Origin of the sequence: Carnobacterium viridans, assembly GCF_900102725.1 — a bacterium.
GTDB classification, from domain to species: domain Bacteria; phylum Bacillota; class Bacilli; order Lactobacillales; family Carnobacteriaceae; genus Carnobacterium_B; species Carnobacterium_B viridans.
Map to the genome: position 1 here is coordinate 1,738,620 of NZ_FNJW01000008.1, position 18,881 is coordinate 1,757,500.

Here is an 18,881-nt window from a genome sequence, read left to right on the forward strand (position 1 = left end):
TAAAATACAGAATTGAACTTAAAAAGTTTGTTTGTAGAAGGAGGGCACAATGAAAAAAGGACTCTTTAAAAATGGGTTCTTCTATGCGATCGTTTTCTTAGTCATAATAGGAATTGTAACTTGGGCAACCGGTGGAAACTCAGGACAGAATAGTACAACCCTTTCAGCTAGTGAATTCGTTACTCAATTAGAAGAGAATAAAATAAAATCATTTACGATTCAGCCTAGCGCTGGAGTGTACCAAATTACTGGAGAATATCGAGAAGAACAACCTGCAGAGGAAAGTTCTAGTCAAGGTGTTGATATTTTTGGAACAACAGAAACAGCAAATACAACATTTACAACAGCTATTTTGCAAAATGACTCCTCTGTACAAGAGATTACAGCATTAGCAGATGAACAGAATATTGAATATACACCGCAACAAGAAGAAACAACCGGTATATGGGTTACATTACTGATTTCAGTATTGCCTTTAGTTATTTTTGTTTTCTTTATCTACATGATGATGGGACAAAGTGGTCAAGGTGGAGGCGGTCAAGGCGGACGTGGCGTGATGAACTTCGGTAAATCAAAAGCTAAAGAAGCAGACAGCAAAGCTAGTAAAGTTCGTTTCTCTGATGTAGCAGGAGCAGACGAAGAAAAAGAAGAACTTGTAGAAGTAGTGGAGTTCTTGAAAGATCCTAGACGTTTTGCCGCTTTAGGAGCTCGTATTCCAGCAGGTGTCTTGTTAGAAGGACCTCCAGGAACGGGTAAAACGTTACTTGCGAAAGCTGTTGCCGGAGAAGCAGGGGTACCATTCTTCTCAATTTCAGGTTCAGAATTCGTTGAAATGTTTGTTGGGGTAGGGGCAAGTCGTGTACGTGACTTGTTTGAAAATGCTAAAAAAGCAGCGCCAGCAATTATCTTTATTGATGAAATCGATGCAGTTGGTCGTCAACGTGGAGCCGGAATGGGTGGCGGACATGACGAACGTGAGCAAACATTAAATCAATTGCTAGTTGAAATGGATGGTTTTGCAGGAAATGAAGGAGTTATCGTCATTGCTGCTACAAACCGTTCCGACGTCTTAGATCCAGCTTTGTTACGTCCAGGTCGTTTTGACCGTCAAATTTTAGTTGGTCGTCCTGATGTTAAGGGTCGTGAAGCTATCTTGAAAGTACATGCTAAAAACAAACCTTTGGCGCCTGATGTTGACTTAGCAGTTGTAGCAAGACAAACTCCAGGATTCTCTGGAGCCGATTTAGAAAACTTGTTAAATGAGTCAGCTCTAGTAGCAGCTCGTCGGAATAAAAAAGAAATTGATGCACTTGATCTTGATGAAGCTCAAGACCGCGTTATTGCTGGTCCAGCTAAAAAAGATCGTGTCATAAGCAAAACAGAACGTGCAATGGTTGCTTATCATGAATCTGGACATACAATTGTCGGAATGGTTCTAAATGATGCACGTGTCGTTCATAAAGTTACGATTGTCCCTCGTGGGAAAGCTGGCGGATACGCAATCATGCTTCCTAAAGAAGATCGCTTCTTAATGACTAAAAAAGAAATGTTTGAACAAATCGTTGGTTTGTTAGGTGGACGTGTAGCAGAAGAGATGGTATTTAATTCTCAATCATCTGGAGCAAGCAATGACTTCCAACAAGCAACTCAGTTAGCTCGTAGTATGGTTACCGAATATGGTATGAGTGAAAAATTAGGTCCTGTTCAATACGAAGGAAATCATCAAGTATTTGTAGGACGCGATTATGGTCAAACTAAAGCTTATTCTGAACAAATTGCTTATGAAATTGATCAAGAAGTTCGTCGTATTATTGTTGAAGCTCATAGTGAAGCTCGTAGAATCTTGGAACAATACAAAGCAGAGCACAAATTAATTGCTGAAAAACTTCTTGAGATTGAAACATTAGATGAACGTACAATTAAGAGTTTGTTTGAAACAGGTGAAATGCCTCCAGCTACTAATGGTTCGAAAGAAGAATTTCCACATGAATCAGAAGGTGCTTCTTTCGAAGAAGTAAAAAAAGCTCGTGAAGCTAAAGAAGCCGCTCGTTTGAAAAAAGAGCTAGAAGAGGAAGAAGAAGCTAGACGTTCTGTTCAAGGCGATGACAAAGACATCGTTGAAGAAGTTAAAAAAGAACTAGGCACAGATGATGATCTTGATTTTGATAAAGATTCAGAAGATAAATCAGAAGATGATTCTTCAAAACGTTCGTAATCTAACAAACGAAAATTAAAAGAGGGATGCGACCATGTTGCGTCCCTCTTTTGTACTGGATTTTCACTTACTAAAACACAAAAGGGGATAAAAAAATGTCAGATTATTTATTGAAAAGCATCTGTTTTGATGGACAAGTACGCGTGTATACAATCGATGCAACCGAAACAGTAAGAGAAGCACAACAGAGACATGATACATGGAGCGCATCATCAGCGGCTCTAGGTCGTACAATGATCGGAGCGTTATTGCTAGGTGCTACTTTAAAAGGAAAGGAAAAAATCACGGTTAAAGTTGAAGGTGATGGTCCAGCTGGACACATCATAGTAGACAGTAACGGAAAAGGTGAAGTAAAAGGATACATTGCTAATCCGAAAGTAAGTTTGGAATTGAATGATGCTGGGAAAATTGATGTCCGTGGAGCAGTTGGTACTCAAGGTACTTTGACTGTAACGAAAGATCTCGGAATGAAAGATACTTTTGCAGGTCAAGTTCCTCTTGTTAGTGGAGAATTAGGAGAAGATTTCACTTACTACATGGCGAATTCTGAACAAACACCTTCAGCATTTGGATTAAGTGTTCTTGTAGATACGGATGAATCGATAAAAACAGCTGGCGGATTCATGATTCAAGTTATGCCTGGTGCAACTGAAGAAACCATTATTAAACTAGAAGAAAGTATTGCATCCATTCCGATGGTATCTCAATTAATGGATAGTGGAGAAAAACCTGAGGAGATTCTGGAACGTTTGGTAGGCGAAGGCAATGCTAAAATTTTAGAAAAATCTCCTGTAGCCTTTAAGTGTGACTGTTCAAAAGATCGTTTTGCTAGAGCAATCATTGCTTTAGGTGAAAAAGAGATTGATGATATGATCACTGAAGATCAAGGTGCAGAAGCTAGTTGTCATTTCTGTGGCAAACATTACCAATATACTGTTGAAGAATTAGAAGAATTAAAAGAAAGTTCAAGAAGTTAATGCAATTAAGCCTCAGACGGTAGAGAACGATCTACTGTCTAGGCTTTTTTTATGCACATTTGACAAATAAACCGTTGTGCTTGATATTGTAAGCGATAAACTTTAAACTAAAAGGATAAAGAACTTAATTTTAGGAGGTAACATCATATGGTAAAAGTAGTTCATTCTGTAACGGATTTAATTGGAGAAACGCCTATTATTCGTTTAACAAAAGTCGTTCCTGCAGATGCAGCGGAGGTTTATGTAAAACTCGAATCATTTAACGTTGGTGGAAGTGTGAAAGATCGTATCGCATTAAATATGATCGAAGTAGCGGAACAAGAAGGTAAATTAAAACCGGGCACTACAATTATAGAACCAACAAGTGGAAACACAGGAGTTGGTTTAGCAATGATTGCAGCTGCAAAAGGCTACAAAGCTATTTTTGTTATGCCTGATACAATGAGTATAGAACGTAGAAAGTTATTGAAAGCTTATGGTGCAGAACTTATTCTAACACCAGGAGCGGATGGAATAACAGCATCAATTAACAAAGCAAAAGAACTTGCAGAATCAAAAGGTTATTTTATGCCTATGCAATTTGAAAATATTGCTAATCCTGCCGTACATGCTGCTACTACTGGTCCAGAGATTTTAGAAGCTTTTGGCGGAGTTGCACCAGATGCATTTGTTTCAGCAGTCGGTACTGGGGGGACCTTAACAGGTGTTGGACAAGTCTTGAAACAAGCGGATCCTGCTGTTAAAATCTATGCTTTAGAACCAACTGAATCGCCTGTTCTAAGTGGTGGAGCTAAAGGACCACATAAAATACAAGGTATCGGTACAGGGTTTGTGCCCAACGTGTTAGATACGGTTATCTATGACGAAGTTTTACAAGTTTCAAGTGATGAAGCTTTTGAGATGACACGTCGTTTAGCTGCAGAAGAAGGCTTGTTAGTTGGTATCTCTTCAGGTGCTGCAATTAAAGGAGCAATTGATGTAGCGATAAAATTAGGTCAAGGTAAAAAAGTTATTACCGTAGCACCAGATAATGGGGAACGTTACCTGTCAATGGCTGTTTTCCCATACGTCGATTAAGAAAAATCAAGTGAAAGGTTGAGTCGCTAAAGTCTCAGCCTTTTTTTGTTTCTTCTTTAACTAGTTTATGAAGTATGTTAATATACAACTTATAAAATTCTTATAGGAAGTCTAAATCATAAGATTAGAAGAACATGAATTGAAAACCACTTAAGTTAGTTGCTAAATAAGAAAGTGAAATAAAAAAAGTTGGGAAATGCATGAGAACATTTGTAATTTCCTTGCTTTTTTTTCGTTATGTTGGCATTATTAAGAGTGATGATTTGAGTACGAACGAATTTATAACAGAAATGGAGCGGAAATAATGAGCCACGAAGAACTAAACCAAGAAGAATTAAATGATCAATTGATTGTCCGCCGTGAAAAGCTTGATACCTTACGTGAGCGTAATGTGAATCCTTTTGGTGGGCGTTTCGAAAGAACGCATCTATCCAATGAACTACATGAAGCGTATGATGAATTTACTAAAGAAGAAATAGCTGAAAAAGAAGATACAGCAACTGTTGCAGGTCGTATTATGACTAAACGCGGTAAAGGTAAAGTTGGGTTTGCTCACTTACAAGATCGTAAAGGACAAATTCAAATTTATGTTCGTAAAGATACTGTTGGCGAAGAAGACTATGAGACTTTTAAAAATGCAGATTTAGGAGACTTTATTGGTGTTACTGGAACAATTATGAAAACTGACACAGGTGAAGTAACGATTAAACCAACTTCAATTACCCAGTTGTCAAAAGCATTGCGTCCATTACCAGATAAATACCATGGATTGACAAATGTTGAACAACGTTACCGTCAACGTTATTTAGATTTAATCAGTAACCGAGAAAGTTTTGATCGTTTTACTAAACGTAGTCAAATTATTCGCGAAGTTCGTAACTATTTAAATGAACAAGATTACTTAGAAGTGGAAACTCCGACTTTGCATAATTTAGCCGGTGGAGCTGCTGCACGTCCATTCATTACACACCACAATGCTTTAGATATGGAACTTTACTTGCGTATAGCTCTTGAATTGCATTTGAAACGATTAATCGTTGGTGGAATGGAAAAGGTTTATGAAATTGGTCGCGTGTTCCGTAATGAAGGAGTAGATACAACTCATAACCCAGAGTTTACGATGTTGGAAGCTTATACTGCCTATACTGATTTTGAAGATGTAATGGACTTAGTTGAAGGATTGATCCGTACCGTAGCACAACGTGTATTAGGTACAGGGCAAATTACGTACAATGAACAAGCGATTGATTTAGAGTCTTCTTGGAAGAGACAACATATGGTTGATGCGATAAAAGAACATTCAGGGGTAGATTTTTGGCAACACATGTCAGACGAAGAAGCTCGTGCATTAGCTAAAGAACATGATGTTCCTGTAACTGAGCATAGCCAGTTTGGCCATGTAGTAAATGAATTTTTTGAAAAATTTGTAGAAGATAAATTGATTCAACCGACATTTATCTACGGCCATCCTCTAGAAATTTCACCATTAGCTAAGAAAAACACAGAAGATCCTCGCTTTACAGATCGTTTTGAAGCATTTATCGTAGGACATGAGTATGGAAATGCATTTAGTGAACTAAATGATCCGATAGATCAAAGAGAACGTTTTGAAGCACAAATGAAAGAACGTGCATTAGGAAATGACGAAGCTCATATGATCGATGAAGATTTCATTGAATCTTTAGAGTATGGTATGCCTCCAACAGGTGGGTTAGGAATCGGAATCGACCGTTTAGTGATGTTATTAACCGATGCTCAATCTATTCGAGATGTCCTGTTATTTCCAACAATGCGTAATCAATAAAATAAAAAGTGAAATCAATCTCTATAAAGAGATTGATTTTTTTTACTTTAGATATAAAGTAGTTTAAGATAAAGGAGCATTAGATTACATTACATAAATGTGCAATACAGCAAATCAAAAAATAAGGAGGTATCTAATGAAAGAGAAAACAAAATTTATGAATTATCTGGGTGGCACGAATATTCTCTTCACCCTGCTAATTCTTATCATGTTAGGAATAATCATTTATATTTATAACGCTATTTCTTTTATTTTTGAACCATTAAAAGTTATCTTTTCTACTTTAGTAGCTCCATTGATCTTAGCGTTCATTTTTTATTACCTGTTAAATCCTGTTGTTGACTGGATGGAAAGACATAAAATAAAGCGAATTTGGGGAGTAATCATTTTATTTATTGCCATTATTGGTATTTTAGCTGGTTTGGTAGCATTAGCATTTCCTCCAATACAAGAACAAGTAACGAGTTTGGTTAATAATTTTCCTTCCTATGTAGATTCAATGGGAACAACTATCTTAAGTTGGGTAGCGAATACGCCATTAGAAAATGCGACAAGTGATTTTATAGAATGGCTGGATGGCTGGGTAAGCAATCTACCAAGTGTCGTTGTCAGTTATTTTGATACAGCAGTAAGTGGATTAACAAGTGTTTTCTCTACGGTTTCAAATGTAGTAGTAGTAATCGTGACATTTCCGATAATTGCCTTTTTCTTATTGAAAGATGATGAAAAGTTTTTTAACTACGTGCTTAATATTATTCCACCAAAATTTAGAAAAGATACAAAGAATATTTTTGCAACAATCAACGAGCAAGTAGGATCATATATTAAAGGGCAATTATTAATCTCGCTATCTCTTGGAATCATGATGTTCATTGGTTTTACGGTCATTGGTTTAGAGTACTCAGGGATATTGGCTATAGTTGCAACCTTTACAAGTATTGTTCCGTATATAGGAGCAGCCCTTGCGATGATACCAGCTATAATCGTAGCATTTACTATTTCATGGTTTATGGTTCTTAAATTGATCATCGTTTGGGTAGTCGTACAGTTCGTAGATGGAAACTTAATTGAGCCAAATATTATGGGTAAGAATTTAAACGTCCATCCATTGACGATAATCATTGTCTTGCTTGTTTTAGGGGATTTGCTTGGTTTTGTTGGCTTGATTTTAGGAGTACCGATTTATGCTATTTCAAGAGTGTTGGCAACATTTGTATTTCGGAAATTTAAACAACGCTACAATAAGTATTATGGCGATGAAGCAGGTAATTACGAAAATACAGAATTTACTCCAGATAAATACCAAGAAAAAAAATAAATGCAGAGTTTCTAAGAGAGCTAATAAGAACAAAGTACTCGATTTATATATCGAAAGGACCTTTTAACCCTATTACTTAATAGGGTTAAAAGGTCCTTTTTGATATTAATGGCTATATAAGGGTTTCAAAGTATCTTTTATAATAAGTCTATTTTAAGTAAAAGGGATAAATATGTAGAAAAATGGAAGTTCATTCAAATTGAACGTTATTAAAGAATGCATTATATTCATTCGTTATTTGATAAAGAATAACGCTTTCTGACAAAGACGGTGATTTTTAAAGTTCGCTTCTAAAAATTCTTTTTAAATTTTAGCCGAAAGATGTTGACGATACTCTGAATCCCTGTTATATTAATACATGTCGCTGAGACAGGTTGAAACAAACCAACACAGCAAAAAAAGAAAAAACAAAAAGTTGTTGACAGACGATTCGCTAGATGATATTATTAATGAGTTGTCACAAACGAAACAACACACTTTAGACCTTTGAAAACTAAACAAAGTAAGACGAACCAAATGTGAGGGTGACTTAGCAGTGCTAAGTCAACAGTAACAAAATTAGTGAATAATTATTCGCTAGCAATCAATATGAGCTTCAAGCATCATTTTATATGAGAGTTTGATCCTGGCTCAGGACGAACGCTGGCGGCATGCCTAATACATGCAAGTCGAACGCTTTGATTTCACCGGGTGCTTGCACCCACCGAAGTCAAAGAGTGGCGGACGGGTGAGTAACACGTGGGTAACCTGCCCATAAGAGGGGGATAACATTCGGAAACGGATGCTAATACCGCATACTTCTAATCGCCTCCTGGCGAATGGAAAAAAGGTGGCTTCGGCTGCCGCTTATGGATGGACCCGCGGCGTATTAGCTAGTTGGTGAGGTAATGGCTCACCAAGGCGATGATACGTAGCCGACCTGAGAGGGTGATCGGCCACACTGGGACTGAGACACGGCCCAGACTCCTACGGGAGGCAGCAGTAGGGAATCTTCCGCAATGGACGAAAGTCTGACGGAGCAATGCCGCGTGAGTGAAGAAGGTTTTCGGATCGTAAAACTCTGTTGTTAGAGAAGAACAAGGATGAGAGTAACTGCTCATCCCCTGACGGTATCTAACCAGAAAGCCACGGCTAACTACGTGCCAGCAGCCGCGGTAATACGTAGGTGGCAAGCGTTGTCCGGATTTATTGGGCGTAAAGCGAGCGCAGGCGGTTCTTTAAGTCTGATGTGAAAGCCCCCGGCTCAACCGGGGAGGGTCATTGGAAACTGGAGAACTTGAGTGCAGAAGAGGAGAGTGGAATTCCACGTGTAGCGGTGAAATGCGTAGATATGTGGAGGAACACCAGTGGCGAAGGCGACTCTCTGGTCTGTAACTGACGCTGAGGCTCGAAAGCGTGGGGAGCAAACAGGATTAGATACCCTGGTAGTCCACGCCGTAAACGATGAGTGCTAAGTGTTGGAGGGTTTCCGCCCTTCAGTGCTGCAGCTAACGCATTAAGCACTCCGCCTGGGGAGTACGACCGCAAGGTTGAAACTCAAAGGAATTGACGGGGACCCGCACAAGCGGTGGAGCATGTGGTTTAATTCGAAGCAACGCGAAGAACCTTACCAGGTCTTGACATCCTTTGACCACCCTAGAGATAGGGCTTTCCCTTCGGGGACAAAGTGACAGGTGGTGCATGGTTGTCGTCAGCTCGTGTCGTGAGATGTTGGGTTAAGTCCCGCAACGAGCGCAACCCCTATTATTAGTTGCCAGCATTCAGTTGGGCACTCTAGTGAGACTGCCGGTGATAAACCGGAGGAAGGTGGGGATGACGTCAAATCATCATGCCCCTTATGACCTGGGCTACACACGTGCTACAATGGATGGTACAACGAGTCGCAAGGTCGCGAGGCCAAGCTAATCTCTTAAAGCCATTCTCAGTTCGGATTGTAGGCTGCAACTCGCCTACATGAAGCCGGAATCGCTAGTAATCGCGGATCAGCACGCCGCGGTGAATACGTTCCCGGGTCTTGTACACACCGCCCGTCACACCACGAGAGTTTGTAACACCCGAAGTCGGTGAGGTAACCCTTTTGGGAGCCAGCCGCCTAAGGTGGGACAGATAATTGGGGTGAAGTCGTAACAAGGTAGCCGTATCGGAAGGTGCGGCTGGATCACCTCCTTTCTAAGGAATATAACGGAAACCCACACATTCGTACTTACTTTGTTTAGTTTTGAGAGGTCTAATCTTCTCAAAAACGCAACTTTGGTTGCGGCAAGACGTTGTTCTTTGAAAACTGGATAAAGTTAAAAAGTGTAATTCAAGTAACAAACCAGAAACACACCGAAAAGTTTTAAAAAATGAGTTTTTTTAAGGTTCTCATCGAAAGATGAGGTTTAAAAATTAACTGTTAACCATAGGTTAAGTTAATAAGGGCGCACGGTGAATGCCTTGGCACTAGGAGCCGATGAAGGACGGGACTAACGCCGATATGCTTTGGGGAGCTGTAAGTGAGCTTTGATCCAAAGATTTCCGAATGGGGGAACCCAGCATCTTTGATAGGATGTTACTGCTGACTGAATACATAGGTCAGTAGAGGTAGACGCAGAGAACTGAAACATCTAAGTACCTGCAGGAAGAGAAAGAAAAATCGATTCCCTGAGTAGCGGCGAGCGAAACGGGAATAGCCCAAACCAGAAAGCTTGCTTTCTGGGGTTGTAGGACTGAACATATAGAGTCATAAATGAAGTAGGTAGAAGAAGCGACCTGGAAAGGTCTGCCGAAGAAGGTAAAAGCCCTGTAATCGAAACCTATTTCACTCTGATCAGTATCCTGAGTACGGCGGAACACGAGAAATTCCGTCGGAATCCGGGAGGACCATCTCCCAAGGCTAAATACTCCCTAGTGACCGATAGTGAACCAGTACCGTGAGGGAAAGGTGAAAAGAACCTCGGAAGAGGAGTGAAATAGCCCCTGAAACCGTGTGCCTACAAATAGTTAAAGCCCGTTAATGGGTGATAGCGTGCCTTTTGTAGAATGAACCGGCGAGTTACGATCCCATGCGAGGTTAAGTTGATGAGACGGAGCCGCAGCGAAAGCGAGTCTGAATAGGGCGAATGAGTATGTGGTCGTAGACCCGAAACCAAGTGATCTACCCATGTCCAGGTTGAAGGTGCGGTAATACGCACTGGAGGACCGAACCCACGTATGTTGAAAAATGCGGGGATGAGGTGTGGGTAGCGGAGAAATTCCAATCGAACTTGGAGATAGCTGGTTCTCTCCGAAATAGCTTTAGGGCTAGCCTCGGAATTAGAATCATGGAGGTAGAGCAACTGTTTGGACTAGGGGCCCTTCTCGGGTTACCGAATTCAGATAAACTCCGAATGCCATTGATTTATATCCGGGAGTCAGACTGCGAGTGATAAGATCCGTAGTCGAAAGGGAAACAGCCCAGACCACCAGCTAAGGTCCCAAAGTTTATGTTAAGTGGAAAAGGATGTGGAGTTGCTTAGACAACTAGGATGTTGGCTCAGAAGCAGCCATCATTTAAAGAGTGCGTAATAGCTCACTAGTCGAGTGACCCTGCGCCGAAAATTTACCGGGGCTAAACATAACACCGAAGCTGTGGATAGAACCATTGGTTCTATGGTAGGAGAGCGTTCTAAGGGCGTTGAAGCTAGATCGTGAGGACTAGTGGAGCGCTTAGAAGTGAGAATGCCGGTATGAGTAGCGAAAGACGGGTGAGAATCCCGTCCACCGAATGACTAAGGTTTCCTGGGGAAGGCTCGTCCTCCCAGGGTTAGTCGGGACCTAAGTCGAGGCCGAATGGCGTAGACGATGGACAACAGGTTGAGATTCCTGTACCAGTTGGTTTTGTTTGAACAATGGAGGGACACAGTAGGCTAAGGAATACGCGCTGTTGGATATGCGCGTCCAAGCAACAAGTTTTGAAGTGAGTCAAATGCTTGCTTCTATAAGAACAAGTTGTGATGGGGAGGGAAATTAAGTACCGAAGTTCCCGATGTCACACTGTCAAGAAAAGCTTCTAGTTAGAAACCAACTGCCCGTACCGCAAACCGACACAGGTAGTCGAGGAGAGAATCCTAAGGTGTGCGAGAGAACTCTCGTTAAGGAACTCGGCAAAATGACCCCGTAACTTCGGGAGAAGGGGTGCTGACCAATTGGTCAGCCGCAGTGAATAGGCCCAGGCGACTGTTTATCAAAAACACAGGTCTCTGCAAAATCGTAAGATGACGTATAGGGGCTGACGCCTGCCCGGTGCTGGAAGGTTAAGAGGATGGGTTAGCTCTCGGGCGAAGCTCAGAATTGAAGCCCCAGTAAACGGCGGCCGTAACTATAACGGTCCTAAGGTAGCGAAATTCCTTGTCGGGTAAGTTCCGACCCGCACGAAAGGCGTAACGATCTGGGCACTGTCTCAACGAGAGACTCGGTGAAATTATAGTACCTGTGAAGATGCAGGTTACCCGCGACAGGACGGAAAGACCCCATGGAGCTTTACTGCAGTTTGATATTGAGTGTTTGTACAGCTTGTACAGGATAGGTAGGAGCCATTGAAGCCAGGACGCCAGTCTTGGTGGAGGCGTTGGTGGGATACTACCCTTGCTGTATGACCACTCTAACCCACAGCCCTTATCGGGCTGGGAGACAGTGTCTGACGGGCAGTTTGACTGGGGCGGTCGCCTCCTAAAGTGTAACGGAGGCGCCCAAAGGTTCCCTCAGAATGGTTGGAAATCATTCGCAGAGTGTAAAGGCATAAGGGAGCTTGACTGCGAGACCTACAAGTCGAGCAGGGACGAAAGTCGGGCTTAGTGATCCGGTGGTTCCGCATGGAAGGGCCATCGCTCAACGGATAAAAGCTACCCTGGGGATAACAGGCTTATCTCCCCCAAGAGTCCACATCGACGGGGAGGTTTGGCACCTCGATGTCGGCTCATCGCATCCTGGGGCTGTAGTCGGTCCCAAGGGTTGGGCTGTTCGCCCATTAAAGCGGTACGCGAGCTGGGTTCAGAACGTCGTGAGACAGTTCGGTCCCTATCCGTCGCGGGCGTAGGAAATTTGAGAGGAGCTGTCCTTAGTACGAGAGGACCGGGATGGACACACCTCTGGTGTACCAGTTGTTCTGCCAAGGGCATTGCTGGGTAGCTATGTGTGGACGGGATAAACGCTGAAAGCATCTAAGCGTGAAGCCCCCCTCAAGATGAGATTTCCCATCACGTAAGTGAGTAAGACCCCTGAGAGATGATCAGGTAGATAGGTTGGAAGTGGAAGTATAGTGATATACGGAGCGGACCAATACTAATCGGTCGAGGACTTAACCAAAGCAATACCCGGTGTACGAAGGTAAGCAAACGAAACACACTTTAGACTTTATCCAGTTTTGAGAGTCCAACGGACTTTCGATTGACATTGTGTGGTGATGAGGGCAAGAAGGTCACACCTGTCCCCATGCCGAACACAGAAGTTAAGCTTCTTAGCGCCGATGGTAGTGAAGGGATTCCCTTTGTGAGAGTAGGACGTTGCCACGCAAATCAAAAAGACATCATCCTCGGATGGTGTCTTTTTTTGTTCTTTTTAAACTAGTCATTTTGTTTAGAATAAAAAGAGTAATAAATCAACTAATAAAACGCTTGCAAAACTAATTCGAACGTGTTATATTGTTTGTAACAAAGGATTGTTACTGCATCGGCAGGCAAAACCTAAATTGATTCGAATTGTTCTATCTTATTGGAGACAGAGCATTTGGAATGAGTTTAGGTTTTTTATTTTCTATATGATGAAAGTTGGTGAGCAAAGCGATAAAATGAAAATAGAAAAAGTATTGAATAATAATGTTGTGATCACCTTGACTGATACTAATGAAGAAATGGTAGTAATGGGAAGAGGGATTGCCTTTCAACGTAAAGTTGGCGATACAATTGAAGTCGAAAAAATAGAAAAAACGTTTGTACCAGAAGGAAATGAAGGTATTGAAACTTTTTCTACTTTGTTTAAAGAAATCAATCCAGAAATTATAGAAATAGCCACTGATACAATCAAATACGCGCAGTCTATTTTAAAAACTAAATTAAGCAATAATATCTATTTAACTTTAACGGATCATTTGAACTATGCGATAAGCCGAACGAGTGAAGGAATCGAAATTAAAAATCCTTTAACTTGGGAAATAAAAAAGTTTTATAAAAAGGAATATGAGATTGGATTAAAAGCTTTAGAAAATATTAAAACTAAATTCGGTGTGATAATGAATGAAGACGAAGCTGCATCCATTGCTTTGCATATTGTGAATGCTAAACAAGAAGGACAAGAACTAGGAATTACCGTTAAAATGACTGAAGTTGTGCAAGATATTTTAACAATTGTACGGTTACAATTTGGAATCACTTTTGATGAAGATTCCTTTAACTATTCTCGTTTTGTTACTCACTTACAATATTTGCTCGTAGAATGCTGGAACATGATAACAAAAGATCTAATGATGATTTTTTATTCGAGCAAGTTAAAATAAAGTATCCAAAAGCTTTTGAGTGTACAAATAAGATCAATAGTTACCTTACGAATAAACACCATACGCTACTCTCAAAAGATGAACAGGTTTACTTAGCGATTCATATCCAACGAGTAACGAGTGAAAAAATAATTAAATAAACTAATCAATGATGGATTGTTACTGCGCAAGCAGGCAAAACCTAAATTGATAGCTAATATGTATCGAGTAATGATGCATTATGCTATTGATTTAGGTTTTTCTTTTTAAAAAAATTAAATGGGAGAAGGAATTAGGATGAAATACGAAGCATTAGCTAAATCAATAATTGAAAACGTGGGCGGAACAGAAAATATCAATAGTTTAACTCATTGTGTAACAAGATTAAGGTTTAAATTAAAAGATGAAAGTAAAGCAAATACAGATGTACTAAAGAAAATGGACGGAATTGTAACCGTAATCAAAAGTGGCGGACAGTATCAAGTCGTTATTGGAAATCATGTACCGGATGTCTATCAAGAAGTCGTAACTGTCGGAAATTTAAATAGTAATGATTCTTCTGAACAAGAATCAGATGAGAAAGTAGGTCTGTTCAATAAGTTCGTTGATATGATTTCAGGAATTTTTGCACCAACTTTAGGAACATTAGCTGCTACTGGTATGATCAAAGGATTCAATGCTTTGTTTGTAGCACTAGGCTGGCTAACAGTTGAATCAGGAACGTATTAAATATTAAATGCTATAGGTGATTCATTGTTTTATTTCTTCCCTATTTTCCTAGCATTTACAGCCAGTAAAAAATTCAAAGTGAATCAGTTCACGGCTATGGCTATTGGTGCTTCACTCGTTTACCCGACTTTAGCTGGAATCAGAGCAGGAGATCCTCTTTATACACTGTTTTCCGGATCCATTATTGAGTCCCCAGTGCATACCACTTTCCTAGGACTTCCACTTATTCTAATGGACTATTCGTCAACCGTTATTCCGATTATTGTTGCTATTTTTCTAGCATCTAAAGTTGAAAAAGGATTGAAAAAAATCATTCCAGACGTGGTCAAAACCTTCTTAATTCCTTTTTTTACTCTTTTGATTATTGTCCCAGTAACTTTCATGATCGTTGGACCAATCGCAACATGGGCAGGTAGCTTAGTAGGAGCCGGGACTTTAGCCGTTTATAACTTAAGCCCAATCTTAGCAGGTGCAATTGTAGGTGGTTTCTGGCAAATATTTGTTATGTTCGGATTGCATTGGGGTCTTGTGCCAGTAGCTCTGAACAACTTAGCTGTTTACGGATATGATCCTATTTTAGCAATGTCATTTGCAGCCTCATTTGCACAAACTGGAGCAATTATTGCAATTATGGTAAAAACAAAAGAGAAAAAGGTTAAGTCTTTAGGTATTCCTTCTGTAATTTCCGGTATGTTCGGTGTAACAGAACCAGCAATTTATGGTATCTCTTTACCTCTTAAAAAACCTTTCATCATGAGCTGTATCGCTGCCGGTGTGGGTGGAGCAACTCTAGGATTAGTCGGAGCCAATGGATACGTTGTAGGAGGACTAGGAATATTTGGAATCACCAATTTCCTGAATCCTGCTGAGAGTGGTTTAGGTGATGTGCCTATAGTAATAGCCATTATCATTGGAGCTATGATTCTTGGTTTTGTATTAACTTATATTGCTGGTTTCGGAAAATTGTATGAAGATGATGCAGTTGTGGCAGAAACAACTAATGATGGAACCATTGATTCAGGAAATGAAGTTTATATTGGAAAAGATACTATCGAAAGCCCATTAAAAGGATCTATTATTCCGCTTTCTGATGTTCGAGATGAAGCTTTTTCATCTGGAGCTATGGGAAAAGGTTTGGCAATTGAACCAACTGAAGGGAAATTAGTTTCACCAGTTAATGGAGTTGTCACAATGCTTTTTCCAACGTTTCATGCAGTGGGTATAACGTCAGATGAAGGAACAGAAATCTTGATCCATATTGGTATGGATACTGTTCAAATGAATGCTGAAGGATTTGTTCCACACATTAAGCAAGGAGACAAAGTAACAAAAGGTCAGCTTTTAATTGAATTTGATATTGCCAAGATCCAAGCAGCCGGTTACAGCGTGGTTACGCCTGTAGTTATCACAAATTCACAAAATTATTTAGATGTCATCACGACAGAGAAAGCAACTGTTTCTTCTAACGAACAATTAATGACTGTAGTCATTTAAAAAATAAGAAAATGAGGTAATCAGATGAAAAATAGTAATGGTTTTCCAGAAGGATTTTTATGGGGAGGCGCAACTGCAGCCAATCAATTTGAGGGTGCATATAATGAGGGAGGAAAAGGCCTCTCTACAGCCGACATGGTAAAATTTATACCTAAAGAAGAACGAGGAGAAGGGTTTTCATTAGACGTTTCAGGTAAAGAAATTGAAGCAATTTTAGCAGGAAAAGTAGATGCTGTTTTCCCGAAACGTTTTGGGGTTGATTTTTATCATCATTATAAAAAAGACATCGCTTTGTTAGCAGAAATGGGTTTTAAAGTATTCCGTTTATCGATTAACTGGGCACGTATTTTTCCAAATGGGGATGATATAGAACCAAATGAGGAAGGACTTGCTTTTTACGATAGGGTATTTGACGAATGTCTAAAATATGGCATTGAGCCTTTGGTAACTCTGTCTCATTATGAAATACCTTTGAACTTAACCTTGAAGTATAATGGATGGGCGGATCGCCAAGTCATTGACCTCTTTGTTAAGTATGCTGAGACTGTCTTCACACGTTATCAAAATAAAGTGAAATACTGGCTTACATTTAATGAAATCAACATTATTACATTAAGTCCATATACAGGCGGTGGAGTACTAGTAGATGACGCAGAAAATCCATTGGAGTTGTCTTATCAAGCTGGACATCATCAATTTGTAGCTAGCGCATTAGCTACAAAAATTGGACATGAAATTAATCCTGAATTTAAAATAGGATGTATGCTGGCGCGCATGACAACTTACCCTGAAACTAATAACCCGAAGGATATAATAAAAGCGCAAGAGGAAAATCAATTGAACTTGTTCTTTACAGACGTTCAAGCACGTGGAAAGTATCCTGCTTATATGGATCGTTATTTCCTTGAAAATGATATTAACATCCATAAAGAACGTGGCGATGATGAAATCTTGAAAGCCTATCCTGTTGATTTTATTTCCTTCAGTTATTATATGTCCAATACAACTAGCTCGAAACCATCTGAAGATCAAGTTAGCGGAAACTTTATGGGAGGAATAAAAAATACCTATTTAGAAACATCTGATTGGGGCTGGCAAATTGATCCAATTGGATTAAGATGGACCTTGAAAGATTTTTATGATCGTTATCAATTGCCGTTGTTTATTGTTGAAAATGGATTAGGGGCTTATGATAAAGTAGAAGAAGATGGCAGTATTCATGATGATTACCGAATTAATTATCTGCAAAAGCATATTGAACAAATGAAGGAAGCGGTACTAGATGGTGTGGATCTAATGGGTTACACGAGTTGGGGAGCGATTGATTTAGTTAGTGCATCTACTTCTGAAATGTCTAAGCGATATGGCTACGTCTATGTTGATCAAGATGATGAAGGTAACGGAACGTTAAATCGCTCAAGAAAAGATTCATTCTTCTGGTATAAAAAAGTTATTGAGACGAATGGAATGGATTTAAGTAAATAAATAAAGCAGGCGAAAGAAGGGTCTTGATTTGAGCGAGTTCTTTTTTAGCCAGCTGCTGTATCCTCTATTAAAAAAACATATGCTATACTTAATAAAGTAAACGTTTAATAAAATGAAGAATCTAAAATAATTGATCGAATAAAGGAGAAGATGACTTTGACAGTAGAACAATTTCCAAAAGATTTTTTGTGGGGCGGAGCAGTAGCTGCGAACCAATTAGAAGGCGCTTATAACGAAGACGGAAAAGGGTGGTCTGTCCAAGATGTGACACCACATGGTGGATTTGGCCCAATTACAAAAGAACCTACAGAAGATAATATGAAACTTGTAGGAATTGATTTTTACCATCGCTACAAAGAGGATATTAAATTATTTGCAGAAATGGGATTTAAAACTTTCCGTACGTCAATTGCTTGGTCACGCATCTTTCCTAATGGAGACGAAACCGAACCAAATGAAGCTGGATTAAAATTTTATGATGATTTATTTGATGAACTTCTTAAATACAATATCGAACCATTAGTAACACTATCTCACTATGAAACACCATTACATTTAGCCAAAGAATACGACGGCTGGGTTAATCGCAAAATGATCGGGTTTTACGAAAATTACGTGCGGACTGTCTTTACACGCTACAAAGGGAAAGTGAAATACTGGTTGACTTTTAACGAGATTAATTCAATTATACATGCACCATTTATGAGTGGTGGAATTGCTACTGCACCAGAAAATCTGACACAAAAAGATTTGTATCAAGCGGTTCATCACGAGTTAGTAGCGAGTGCGTTGGCTACTAAAATTGGACATGAATTAATGCCGGAAGCACAAATTGGATGTATGGTTTTAGCTATGCCGACATACCCATTAACTCCAAATCCAGATGATGTTATTGCTGCTATGGAAGCAGAACGTAAAAATTATTTCTTCTCTGATGTACACGTTCGAGGAGTTTATCCAGGGTATATGAAACGATTCTTCCGTGAAAATGCTATTGAATTAGATTTTGGTCCAGAAGATGAAGAACTATTAAAAAATACGGTTGATTTTATCTCGTTCAGTTATTACATGAGTTCTACTGAAACAGCTGACGAAAGCAAACGAGTAGCAGGTGAAGGCAATATTTTAGGTGGGATACCTAATCCATACTTAGAAGCATCTGAGTGGGGATGGCAAATTGACCCTAAAGGTTTGCGTATTGTTTTGAATGACTTCTGGGATCGTTACCAAAAACCCTTATTTATCGTTGAAAATGGATTGGGAGCTAATGATAAGCTAATTACAGATGAATA

Annotated in this window: 9 protein-coding genes, 3 rRNA genes and 1 pseudogene (1 of these 13 only partly in view); all 13 read left to right on the plus strand. The window is 39.8% G+C overall.

The window, feature by feature from the left end:
• The first annotated feature begins 49 nt into the window (after positions 1 to 49).
• Complete coding sequence (gene ftsH / locus BLT48_RS09840) at positions 50 to 2,215, plus strand: ATP-dependent zinc metalloprotease FtsH (RefSeq protein ID WP_089977657.1); 2,166 nt, start codon at positions 50 to 52, stop codon at positions 2,213 to 2,215.
• A 95-nt stretch (positions 2,216 to 2,310) separates the two neighbouring features.
• Entirely contained in the window at positions 2,311 to 3,192 is an 882-nt protein-coding gene (hslO, locus tag BLT48_RS09845) for an Hsp33 family molecular chaperone HslO (protein WP_035021174.1), read from the plus strand.
• Between the two features lie 147 nt (positions 3,193 to 3,339).
• On the plus strand, positions 3,340 to 4,269 hold the full coding sequence (gene cysK, locus BLT48_RS09850) for a cysteine synthase A (protein WP_089977660.1): 930 nt from the start codon (positions 3,340 to 3,342) through the stop codon (positions 4,267 to 4,269).
• 304 nt (positions 4,270 to 4,573) lie between these two features.
• Entirely contained in the window at positions 4,574 to 6,073 is a 1,500-nt protein-coding gene (gene lysS / locus BLT48_RS09855) for a lysine--tRNA ligase (RefSeq protein ID WP_089977663.1), read from the plus strand.
• Positions 6,074 to 6,209: 136 nt separating this feature from the next.
• Entirely contained in the window at positions 6,210 to 7,391 is a 1,182-nt protein-coding gene (locus BLT48_RS09860; RefSeq protein ID WP_035021177.1) for an AI-2E family transporter, read from the plus strand.
• A gap of 607 nt (positions 7,392 to 7,998) precedes the next feature.
• Positions 7,999 to 9,560 (plus strand): 16S ribosomal RNA (locus tag BLT48_RS09865).
• A 235-nt stretch (positions 9,561 to 9,795) separates the two neighbouring features.
• Positions 9,796 to 12,716: ribosomal RNA gene (locus BLT48_RS09870) — 23S ribosomal RNA — on the plus strand.
• 90 nt (positions 12,717 to 12,806) lie between these two features.
• A 5S ribosomal RNA gene (gene rrf / locus BLT48_RS09875) occupies positions 12,807 to 12,922 on the plus strand.
• The 16S, 23S and 5S rRNA genes sit together here, the layout of an rRNA operon.
• A 245-nt stretch (positions 12,923 to 13,167) precedes the next feature.
• Positions 13,168 to 13,902, plus strand: coding sequence for a PRD domain-containing protein (locus tag BLT48_RS09880; RefSeq protein ID WP_244885817.1), 735 nt, complete (start codon positions 13,168 to 13,170; stop codon positions 13,900 to 13,902).
• Positions 13,842 to 14,042 (plus strand): PRD domain-containing protein, encoded by a 201-nt coding sequence (locus BLT48_RS14215; RefSeq protein ID WP_228751029.1) that lies wholly within the window; start codon positions 13,842 to 13,844, stop codon positions 14,040 to 14,042. Before BLT48_RS09880 ends, BLT48_RS14215 begins: the two co-directional genes overlap by 61 nt.
• A 136-nt stretch (positions 14,043 to 14,178) precedes the next feature.
• Positions 14,179 to 16,104 (plus strand): annotated as a pseudogene (locus BLT48_RS09885) (beta-glucoside-specific PTS transporter subunit IIABC).
• A gap of 24 nt (positions 16,105 to 16,128) precedes the next feature.
• Complete coding sequence (locus BLT48_RS09890) at positions 16,129 to 17,589, plus strand: glycoside hydrolase family 1 protein (RefSeq protein ID WP_089977666.1); 1,461 nt, start codon at positions 16,129 to 16,131, stop codon at positions 17,587 to 17,589.
• A 150-nt stretch (positions 17,590 to 17,739) separates the two neighbouring features.
• Positions 17,740 to 18,881, plus strand: the 5' portion of a protein-coding gene (locus BLT48_RS09895) for a glycoside hydrolase family 1 protein (protein WP_035021180.1). The gene runs 286 nt beyond the window's last position; only the first 1,142 of its 1,428 coding nucleotides appear in the window; the start codon lies at positions 17,740 to 17,742; its stop codon lies off the right edge, out of view.

What these genes read in the sequence shown, in the direction of transcription:
- lysS (WP_089977663.1), top strand. Translation starts at nt 4,574, where the DNA reads ATGAGCCACGAAGAACTAAACCAAGAAGAATTAAATGATCAATTGATT.
- ftsH (WP_089977657.1), top strand. Translation starts at nt 50, where the DNA reads ATGAAAAAAGGACTCTTTAAAAATGGGTTCTTCTATGCGATCGTTTTC.
- BLT48_RS14215 (WP_228751029.1), top strand. Translation starts at nt 13,842, where the DNA reads ATGCTGGAACATGATAACAAAAGATCTAATGATGATTTTTTATTCGAG.
- BLT48_RS09860 (WP_035021177.1), top strand. Translation starts at nt 6,210, where the DNA reads ATGAAAGAGAAAACAAAATTTATGAATTATCTGGGTGGCACGAATATT.
- BLT48_RS09890 (WP_089977666.1), top strand. Translation starts at nt 16,129, where the DNA reads ATGAAAAATAGTAATGGTTTTCCAGAAGGATTTTTATGGGGAGGCGCA.
- hslO (WP_035021174.1), top strand. Translation starts at nt 2,311, where the DNA reads ATGTCAGATTATTTATTGAAAAGCATCTGTTTTGATGGACAAGTACGC.
- BLT48_RS09880 (WP_244885817.1), top strand. Translation starts at nt 13,168, where the DNA reads ATGATGAAAGTTGGTGAGCAAAGCGATAAAATGAAAATAGAAAAAGTA.
- cysK (WP_089977660.1), top strand. Translation starts at nt 3,340, where the DNA reads ATGGTAAAAGTAGTTCATTCTGTAACGGATTTAATTGGAGAAACGCCT.